Consider the following 9,905-nt stretch of genomic DNA (forward strand, 5'->3'; position numbering starts at 1 on the left):
AAAAAATAAAAATCTAAAGATTTTTATATCGCAAGCCGAATCGAAGATTCCGGTTGCTAAAATTAAAATGATTGAAATATTAAATGTTTGCAGTTTTCAGAGTATTAACTCTAAAATAAAAGATTATGTGGTTACAATAGCAAAGAGGATACACCTGTTCCCATTCCGAACACAGAAGTTAAGCTCTTTAGCGCTGATGGTACTTGGTGGGCAACTGCCTGGGAGAGTAAGACGTAGCCACGTAATCTTTTTTATTGCGTGAATTTAAACAGTGATGCTTATAACATTAGATAAGTAAGTTCTACAATATAAAGTAATTAGACTCCCAAATGGGAGTTTTTTTATATACAGAAATAATACATCATATTGTGATACTATATAATTATACTATTAACAATAAAGGGGATACATATGGATATAATAGAGAATTTAAGAAAACAGGGAATAAATGAGATACTTATTGAAAATGTATTATATTTTAGAAAATATTATAAATTAGAAAGTAATTTGGAAGATCGTGTTAGCAAATCAAAAAAATATTTTTATGGAAAAGATATTTTGTCTATGACTATATCAGCAATTTTAGAAGAACAAAACATTTTATTATCTGGACCTAAAGCTACAGGGAAGAACTTATTAGCAGATAATCTATCAGAAATATTTAATAGACCTCAATGGAATACATCTTTTCATATTAATACAGACAGCACAACTCTAATAGGTACAGATACTTTTATAGATAATGAAGTTAAATTAAGAAGGGGATCTGTGTATGAGTGTGCGATAAATGGTGGGTTTGGAGTATTTGATGAAATCAATATGGCTAAAAATGATGCAATTGCAGTACTTCATTCAGCTTTAGATTATAGAAGAGTTATAGATGTACCAGGATATGAAAGAATTAATTTACATCAAGCAACTAGATTTATTGGTACTATGAATTACGAATATGCAGGAACTAAGGAATTAAATGAGGCATTAGTTTCTAGATTTATGGTCATAGATATACCAGCAGTTGAGGAAGATAAGTTAATGCTTATTTTAAGAAATGAATTTGAGGATGCAGATGAAGAAAAGTTAAACCAATTTGCAGGGATATTCTTAGATTTGCAGTTAAAATCTCAAAATGGAGAAATATCTACTAAATCAATAGATTTAAGAGGACTAATAGGCTCTTTAAAGACTATAAGAAGAGGGTTAAGTCCATCTTTAGCAATTAGTATGGGAATAACAAGCAAGAGCTTTGATATATACGAAAAAGAAATGGTACAAGATATAATTAAAACTAGAATTCCTGATAAATGGAAAAGTGAAGATATATTTCCAAGTATGAATTTAAATAAAGCTTTATTATAAGTAAAAATTTATTTAGGTAGGAGATATTATGAAATGGATATATAGTGATTATGAATTTGAAAACAGAATAAATAATTTATCTTGGACTATATCAGGCAAATATGATGAAGATGTAAGTATTTCAAATCAAGATTATAATTCTAAAGAAGTTGCCATGTATTTTGCTATAATGGCTGGTGCTAGACATAAATACATAGAATGGGATTTAGTAAAGAAATATATAATTAACAGAGTTAAAGGTGGATATGATTTATCTACTATTTTGAGTTTAGTTCAAATTGTATTAAATAAAGTTGTAGAATCTAAGGTTATGATAGATAGGCCAGGAGTAGAAGATATAAGAAGTAAAGCATATAAAGATATTATCTCTGGGTTTAGTAAGATATACAATGAAGATATATTACAAAAGATTAAATATGCAAATGTATTAGAAGGAATGGGTAAGCATCCGGTAGTAGATGGGCTTACACGAAGAATAATGAACAGTATTAAAGAGATAGATGTAAATAAAAATATAGTAGATATTTTACAAGACATAGATAAAGTATATTTAATGTATTTTGAACAGATATTGCAAGGTGAAGATATTAATAAAGAATATAATTACAAAACTAAAGATAATATAAATTTTGATACATTTTCAGATTTTATGTATGAAGAACTTTATAACGATGAAGAAAATTTTATAGAAAATGAAATACAAGAATTATCATCTTCTATATTAGTTGAAAGCATAGGTGAAATGTCTATAAAAGAATCTTCAAATTCAGCTAATAGAGTTATATATGTAGATGAAGAAATGGTTAATAAGATATATGAGAAAATAGAACACTACTATGGAAAATCATATAAAAATAAATCAGAGATAAAAAAGATAGAAAGTAAAAATTGTAGAGGGGTCCATGAGGGATGTAGAATTCATTTTACAGATGGAGTTTTAAGAAGTGAATGTAGTAATGTTGCTCAGATAAAATATGCTACAAGACAAAAAGAAAATAATATAAGTAAATTTAGAGATAAGGTTAAAACTCATAGAAGAAATATAGCCAAATTAAAGGATAGCTTATCAAGAATATTAATAGAAGAAAGTGAAAGTAGCAGAGTATATTCAGATTGTGGAACAGTATATGCTTCTAGAGCATGGAGAGCATCTAGGAGTAATAATAATAAAATATTTTATAAGGATATAGTCAGCGAAAAAGGAAAGTATGTAATAGATATATTATTAGATGCTAGTGGCTCTCAAAGCAGAAATCAAGCTAATGTTGCAACTCAAGGATATATAATAGCAAGAGCACTAACTATGGTTGGTATACCAAATAGGGTAATGGGTTTTTCTAGCTTTATGGATTATACAATACTAAAACGATTTAAAGACTATGAAGACTCAATAGATAGTAGTGAAAATATATTTGAGTACTTCTGTGCAGGTAATAATAGAGATGGGTTAGCCATAAAATCTACATGTGATGGATTATTAGAAAGAGGCGAAGAAAATAAAATACTTATAGTTCTAAGTGATGGAAAACCTAATGACGTTAAAATTGGTAAGGATAGAGAAAGAACTATAAGAGGAGAAATGTCTTATAAAGGCAATGTAGGAGTATTAGACAGTGCAAAAGAAGTAAGAATTGCTAGGCAAAAAGGAATTTTGGTATTAGGGGTATTTACAGGTAAGGAAAGTGAACTAGGTTCAGAAAGATTAATATATGGAAAAGATTTTATATACACAAAAAATATAGATCGATTTTCTGATATAGTATCAATGTATTTAAAGAAAATTATTAGGGATTAATAAAAATAGCATATAAAAATTATATTTAGCATAAATTTAAGTAAAATATAATTTCTTATAAAAATAAAAAATTTGTAAAAAATTTGAAAAATAAGAAGGAATATAAAAATATATATAGAATATATTATATAAATGATTAGCCAATAATTTAACAAAGTGTATATATGTGCAATATATAATATGTAATTATAAAAAATAATATAAAATATTATAGGTTCTTGAAGAAAGATTAATAGGGAAAGAGGTTAAAGTCCTCTGCAGCCCCCGCTACTGTAAAGCTAACGAAACTTAAACTTAAGCCACTATGATTATCATGGGAAGGCTAAGGAGTAGGATGATGCTAAGCCAGGAGACCTGCCTAATAATATTTAAGTAATTTCTTCGGGGAGGGAGAAAGTTTCTTGAAAGTATACAATATTAGTATTGTTAAAAGAAGCCTAACTCAACCGTTAGGCTTTTTTCTATTGGAAATATAATTCCTTCTAAGGTGAAATAAGCTTAAATGCATATGATCAGATAAAATAATAATTTATATGGCAAATCATTAAGTAAATAGGCAAAACAGCCAAAGAAAGAAGGGGAAATTATGAAAAAACTAAAGCTAATATTAGCATCAGCATTTCTTTTAATCGTATTAAATCCGATTAACTCTAATGCAATGCACATAATGGAAGGATTTTTGCCAATGAAGTGGTCCATTATGTGGAGTGTAATATTCATACCATTTTTATTAATAGGATTAAAATCTATAAACAAGGTAATTAAAGAAGAGCCTAAGAAAAAAGTACTTTTAGCTCTATGTGGAGCATTTGTATTTGTACTTTCAGCTTTGAAAATACCATCATTAACAGGAAGCTGTTCACACCCAACAGGGGTTGGTCTAGGAGCTATATTATTTGGAACAAGTGTAATGGTTGTATTAGGTACAATAGTACTATTATTCCAGGCGCTACTCCTAGCTCATGGTGGACTTACAACTTTAGGCGCTAATGCATTTTCTATGGCAATAGTTGGTCCTATAGTATCATTTTTATTGTATAGATTTTTAAAGAAGAGAAATGTAAAAACTGGAACTAATGTATTTATAAGTGTTGCACTTGGAGATTTAGCTACATATACAATAACTGCTATACAATTAGCGATAGCATTCCCTGATCCTACAGGTGGAATAATGGCATCAGCTACTAAATTTTTAGGAGTTTTCTTTATGACTCAAATACCAATAGCAATAGCAGAAGGTATATTAAGTACTATAATGTATAATTTAATAACAGCAAAAGAAGGGAAAGGAGTTGATTATGATGAATACAAATGCGAAATCAGTGAACAAAACTAATTGGCTATTACTTTTATTAGCAGTAGTGCTTATTATAACTCCTCTAATACTAAACTCAGGAGCTGAATACGGTGGAGCAGATGGAGAAGCAGAAGACTTAATAGGTCAAATAAACCCAGAATATGAGCCATGGTTTAATAGTCTATATGAGCCACCAAGTGGAGAAATAGAAAGTTTATTATTTTCAACGCAAGCAGCATTAGGAGCAGGAGTGATAGGTTACTACTTAGGTAGCAGAAGGAGAAAATAAATATGCTTTTAATTGATAAATATGCATATACAAATAAATTAAGTAATATAAATCCAAAAATAAAGGTTGGTATAGGGACAATTTTTTTAATTGTCTCTATGCTAACACATAGTATATTAATACTATCAAGTATAATGATATTAATGAGTTTATCTATTGTTTGCATTGCTAAAATAGATTTAAAAAGTTACTTGAAGCTACTTAAAATACCGATTTACTTTTTATTTATGGGAATAATAATTAATTTAATAAATATATCATTTAATCATGAAAATTTACTATATAGTTTTAAATTTTTTAATTTATATATAGGAGTATCAAGTCAATCTTTAAATACATCATTATATTTGTTGTTTAGATCAATGTCTTGCTTAATGTGTGTATACTTTTTTGTTCTTACAACACCTTTTAATCAATTACTATTTTTATTAAAAAGTCTTCATATATCAGATACAATAATAGAGCTATCAATGCTTACATATAGATTTATATTTATATTTTTAGAAGAAGTTTCAGATATTAGAAAATCTCAGGAATTAAGATTTGGATACATAAATTTAAAGACATCATATAAATCGATTGGACTTCTTGGAAATTTATTATACAAAAGAATGATGAAAAGATACGAAGACATGTCTATATCTCTAGATATGAAGCTGTATGATGGAAAATTTCAGATAGTAGGGGATGAAAATGTTTACGATTAATAACTTAACATACAATTACGAAAAAAATTCAAAAGCACTATCAAATATTAATATGGATTTTTCAAAAGGAAATATAATAGGAATAATAGGATCAAATGGATCTGGTAAATCAACTTTATTTATGAACTTAATGGGGATTTTAAAACCAATATCTGGAGAAATTTTATTGGATGGAAAAAAATTAAAGCATGATAAAAAAAGCTTATACAATCTTAGAAAAGATGTAGGAATAGTGTTTCAAGACCCAGAAAAACAAATATTTTACTCAAGAGTATATGACGATTTAGCTTTTGCTTTAAGAAATATTGGTACAGATGAAACAATTATAAAAGAGAAAATAAGAAGAGCTTTAATAGCCGTTAATGGAATAGATTTTATAAATAAACCAGTGCACTTTTTAAGCTATGGACAAAAAAAGAGAGTAGCAATAGCATCAGTAATAGCTATGGAAAATAAAATGGTTTTATTAGATGAGCCAACAGCAGGATTAGACCCAATAAGTACAAAGCATATAGTAGAAATAATTAAAAATTTAAAAGATAGAAATGTGAAGGTAGTTATATCAAGTCATGATATGAATTTAATTTATGAAATATGTGACTATGTATATATTTTAGATAAAGGAAAAATTACTCAAGAAGGAATTACAGAAGATGTATTTACTAATGAAGATAATATAATTAAAGCAGGTCTAGAATTACCTTGGTTAGTAAAAATACATAAAAATATGGAAATTCCATTATTTAAAAATGAAGAATTGCTGTATGAGTATTGGAAAAAATCAGTACTCAATAATTAATTAGCCCTAAACCTATTTAAATATAAATTAAATAATGATTGCCTATGTTTTGATAAACCTTAGTAGAAAAATACTAAGGTTTATTTTTTTATGCATTTACAACTGTAAAGACAGGTGTTAAAATCATGATGATGACTTAAATATTTTAAGGGGGATTATATATGGAGAAGCTAAAGAAATCTTTAACAGTAATTGCTATTATGTGTGCATTATCAGTAAATATTGTAGGGTGTAGCTCTACAAAAAAAGAGGAAGGATCAAAATCTGATAAAAAGGATGATTTTTCAGTAGGTATAGTATTGGGAGAAGGAGGTGCTAATGATCAATCATTTAATCAATCATCATTAGAAGGTTTAGAAAAAGCTAAGAAGGAATTAGGAATAAAAGGTACATATTTAGAGTCTACTCAAGATGCGGATTATGCTCCAAATATAGAAACATTTATAGACCAAGATGTAGATTTAATAATAGGGGTAGGATATACAACTGCAGAATCAATGCTAACTGCAGCGAATCTTTATCCTGAAAAGAAATTTGTAATAATAGATCATAATTATGAGGAAGATGGACAAGAAATACCTAAAAATATGATATGTGCAACTTTTGATGAAAGGGAAGCATCGTATTTAGTGGGTATAATTGCAGCTAAAATGAGTGAAACTAAAAAAGTTGGATTTATAGGAGGTATGAAAATACCAAATATAACTAGATTTGAAGAAGGGTTTATATCTGGTGTTAAAGCAGGTAATCCTGATGTTGATGTATTATCACAATATGCAAACTCATTTGATGATGCAAGTTTAGGAAAATCAATAGCAAGTCAAATGTACTCAAAAGGAGTAGATATAATTTTTTCAGCGGCTGGTGGAGTTGGTACAGGAGCAATAGAAGCAGCTAGAGAAAAAGACAAATTTGCAATAGGGGTTGATATGGATCAAAATAATTTAGCTCCAGACCATGTAATAACATCTGCAATGAAAAGAGTAGATATAGGTGTTTTAGATATTATATCAAATATAACTAAAGGAAAATTTGATGGTGGAAAGGCAATAATCTATGGGCTTAAAGATAAAGCTGTTGGTATAGCTCCAAGTAGCGATAAAAATGTAGATAAAGATATACTTGATTATGTTGAAGAACAAACAAAGTTAATTATAGATGGGAAAGTTAAAGTCAATTAAAATTAATTTATAAACGTAAATTTTTGAAGAGATAGTAGATACTATCTCTTTTTTTAATTGCCAATAAGATATATACTATAATATAGTGCAATAAAAGTTAGAATAATTTTATAGCATATGTTAGTTTTTCATTATATTGGAAAACATTAAGAATAGTGAGATTCTTAAATTTGAAGAAATACTTATTTTAGATTAAAATATATATATAAGATTGTTAATAGGAGGATATATATGAATTTAGATACATTAAATCCCGCCCAGAGAGAAGCTGTAGAAAAGACAGAAGGTCCGGTACTTATACTAGCTGGAGCAGGGTCAGGTAAAACAAGAGTTTTAACAACTAGAATAGCCCACCTTATAGAAGATAAAGGTGTACAAGCTCCAAATATATTAGCTATAACATTTACTAATAAGGCAGCTACTGAAATGAGAGAAAGAGTTGAAGAAACTTTAGGATCGGACACAAAAGAAATGTGGATAAGTACTTTTCATTCTTGTTGTGTTAGAATACTTAGAAAAGATATAAATAGAATCGGATATAATAGGAGTTTCGTAATATATGATAGTTCGGATCAAGTTACATTAGTGAAAGACTGTTTAAAAGAGCTAAACTTAAGTGATAAGGTATTTGAACCTAAGGTTGTTATAAGTACAATCTCTGGGGCAAAGGATAAGCTATATAGCCCAAAGCAATTTAAAGCTATGCACATGCATGATAATAGAATGAGTAAAATAGCAGACATATATGCTCTATACCAAGATCGTTTAAAGAGAAATAGTGCATTAGATTTTGATGATTTAATATACAAAACAGTAGAGCTTTTCAAAGAAGACTCAGAGGTATTAGACTTTTATAGAAGTAGATTTAAGTATATAATGGTCGATGAGTATCAAGATACAAGTAAAGCTCAATATGAATTAATAAAATTGTTAGCAAGACAACATCAAAATATATGTGTCGTTGGAGATGACGATCAAAGTATCTATGGATGGAGAGGCGCTGATATAAGAAATATACTTGAGTTTGAAAGAGATTATGATGATGTTCATGTAGTAAAATTAGAGCAAAACTATAGATCTACTCAAGTTATATTAGATGCAGCTAACACAGTTATATCTAATAATATAGAAAGAAAAAGGAAAAAACTATGGAGTGAGAAAAAAGAGGGAGAGCTAATTAAAATACAATTAGCTGATAATGAAATAGAAGAATCTGATTTTGTTGCTGATATGATAGCTAAAATATCGAGAGAAGAAAATAGAAGCTATAAGGACTTTGCAGTATTATATAGAGCAAATGCACAAGCACGTTCTGTAGAAGATGCCTTAAATAGAAGCCAAATACCATACAACATATATGGAGGTACTAAGTTCTATGAAAGAAAAGAGATAAAAGATTTAGTTGCATACTTAAGAGTTATACAAAACCCTCAAGATGATATATCATTAAAAGAATAATAAATGTTCCAAGAAGAGGGATAGGTCTTAGAACTATAGAAAAAATAGAAGATAGAGCAAGTTTAAAGCAAGAGAGTATATACTCTGTTTTAATAGATATAGAAACTAATTCAGATATATCAACAAAAGCAAGAAATAGTATAAGTGGATTTGTTGATACTGTAGGTACACTTAGAACTATAAAAGAGGTATACCCTGTTAGTAAGTTAATAGAAAAGGTGCTAGAAACAACAGGATATATAGAAGAACTATCTAAAGATAAAAGTGATGAATCTCAAGATAGAATAGATAACTTAAAAGAGTTTATATCTATTGCGATAGAGTTTGAACAAAATAGTGAAGAACAAGATTTAGAAACATTCTTAACTAATGTTGCACTTACATCAGAGACTAGTAATGATGAAGAAAATGATAAAGTATCACTTATGACTATTCATACATCAAAAGGACTAGAGTTCCCGGTAGTATTTCTTATAGGTGTAGAAGAAGGTCTATTCCCTATAGCAAGGGCTGTAAGGTCAATGAATGACTCTGATATAGAAGAAGAAAGAAGACTTTGCTATGTTGGTATAACAAGGGCAAAAGAAGTTTTATATATGACTTTAACAAAAAGAAGAACTTTATATGGAAAAACGAATCCATCTATAGCGTCTAGATTTATGGAAGAATTACCAGAAGAGTGTATAGACAAGCTTAATAAAGTTGAAAAAGAATTAACTTATTCTAAGGCAAATTACAATGTATTAGATAAATATAAGCAAAAATACATGAACAATGTTAATAGATCAAAAGTAGCAGACAATGTAAAAGCAACAGTAAAAGATACTACAAAGGAAACAAACCCAGATGATATAAAACTAGGAAGTAAAGTACATCATCCTAAGTTTGGAGTTGGTACAGTAGTTTCGATGGTTGGTTCAGATGTTACAATAGCATTTGTTCAACAAGGAATTAAGAAGATAAATAAAGAATATACAACATTAGATATACTATAGTAAATAATATTTATAGCTAAAAATTAAT

The 9,905-nt window shown here is 28.3% G+C and carries 7 protein-coding genes, 1 rRNA gene, 1 pseudogene and 1 riboswitch; all 9 genes and pseudogenes read left to right on the forward strand.

Going from position 1 to position 9,905, the window contains the following annotated elements; genetic code table 11:
- The first annotated feature begins 126 nt into the window (after window positions 1-126).
- The 9 genes and pseudogenes from rrf (at window position 127) to JWF52_RS00750 (ending at window position 9,877) form a co-directional block, all read left to right on the forward strand.
- Window positions 127-243, forward strand: a 5S ribosomal RNA gene (gene rrf, locus JWF52_RS00710).
- A gap of 168 nt (window positions 244-411) precedes the next feature.
- Complete coding sequence (locus JWF52_RS00715; RefSeq protein WP_208331449.1) at window positions 412-1,356, forward strand: AAA family ATPase; 945 nt, start codon at window positions 412-414, stop codon at window positions 1,354-1,356.
- A gap of 28 nt (window positions 1,357-1,384) precedes the next feature.
- Window positions 1,385-3,151, forward strand: a complete 1,767-nt coding sequence (locus JWF52_RS00720; protein ID WP_208331450.1) for a vWA domain-containing protein — start codon at window positions 1,385-1,387, stop codon at window positions 3,149-3,151.
- A 195-nt stretch (window positions 3,152-3,346) separates the two neighbouring features.
- Window positions 3,347-3,528: riboswitch (cobalamin riboswitch) on the forward strand.
- Between the two features lie 209 nt (window positions 3,529-3,737).
- Complete coding sequence (locus JWF52_RS00725) at window positions 3,738-4,487, forward strand: energy-coupling factor ABC transporter permease (RefSeq protein ID WP_208331451.1); 750 nt, start codon at window positions 3,738-3,740, stop codon at window positions 4,485-4,487.
- A complete protein-coding gene (locus JWF52_RS00730; protein WP_286183928.1) occupies window positions 4,450-4,737 on the forward strand; it encodes an energy-coupling factor ABC transporter substrate-binding protein in 288 nt (95 codons plus the stop codon). Before JWF52_RS00725 ends, JWF52_RS00730 begins: the two co-directional genes overlap by 38 nt.
- 2 nt (window positions 4,738-4,739) lie before the next feature.
- Complete coding sequence (gene cbiQ, locus JWF52_RS00735; protein WP_208331452.1) at window positions 4,740-5,444, forward strand: cobalt ECF transporter T component CbiQ; 705 nt, start codon at window positions 4,740-4,742, stop codon at window positions 5,442-5,444.
- Entirely contained in the window at window positions 5,431-6,243 is an 813-nt protein-coding gene (locus JWF52_RS00740) for an energy-coupling factor ABC transporter ATP-binding protein (protein ID WP_208331453.1), read from the forward strand. The genes cbiQ and JWF52_RS00740 overlap by 14 nt, the downstream gene beginning before the upstream one ends.
- A 161-nt stretch (window positions 6,244-6,404) precedes the next feature.
- Window positions 6,405-7,424 (forward strand): BMP family lipoprotein, encoded by a 1,020-nt coding sequence (locus JWF52_RS00745; RefSeq protein ID WP_208331454.1) that lies wholly within the window; start codon window positions 6,405-6,407, stop codon window positions 7,422-7,424.
- 231 nt (window positions 7,425-7,655) lie between these two features.
- A pseudogene (locus JWF52_RS00750) lies at window positions 7,656-9,877 on the forward strand (DUF3553 domain-containing protein).
- Window positions 9,878-9,905: the final 28 nt, after the last annotated feature.

This window comes from Clostridium sp. CCUG 7971 (assembly GCF_017590215.1).
GTDB lineage: Bacteria > Bacillota > Clostridia > Peptostreptococcales > Peptostreptococcaceae > Faecalimicrobium.

Coding starts and splice junctions, on each gene's coding strand:
- JWF52_RS00715 (WP_208331449.1), top strand. CDS start 412: ATGGATATAATAGAGAATTTAAGAAAACAGGGAATAAATGAGATACTT.
- JWF52_RS00720 (WP_208331450.1), top strand. CDS start 1,385: ATGAAATGGATATATAGTGATTATGAATTTGAAAACAGAATAAATAAT.
- JWF52_RS00725 (WP_208331451.1), top strand. CDS start 3,738: ATGAAAAAACTAAAGCTAATATTAGCATCAGCATTTCTTTTAATCGTA.
- JWF52_RS00730 (WP_286183928.1), top strand. CDS start 4,450: ATGATGAATACAAATGCGAAATCAGTGAACAAAACTAATTGGCTATTA.
- cbiQ (WP_208331452.1), top strand. CDS start 4,740: ATGCTTTTAATTGATAAATATGCATATACAAATAAATTAAGTAATATA.
- JWF52_RS00740 (WP_208331453.1), top strand. CDS start 5,431: ATGTTTACGATTAATAACTTAACATACAATTACGAAAAAAATTCAAAA.
- JWF52_RS00745 (WP_208331454.1), top strand. CDS start 6,405: ATGGAGAAGCTAAAGAAATCTTTAACAGTAATTGCTATTATGTGTGCA.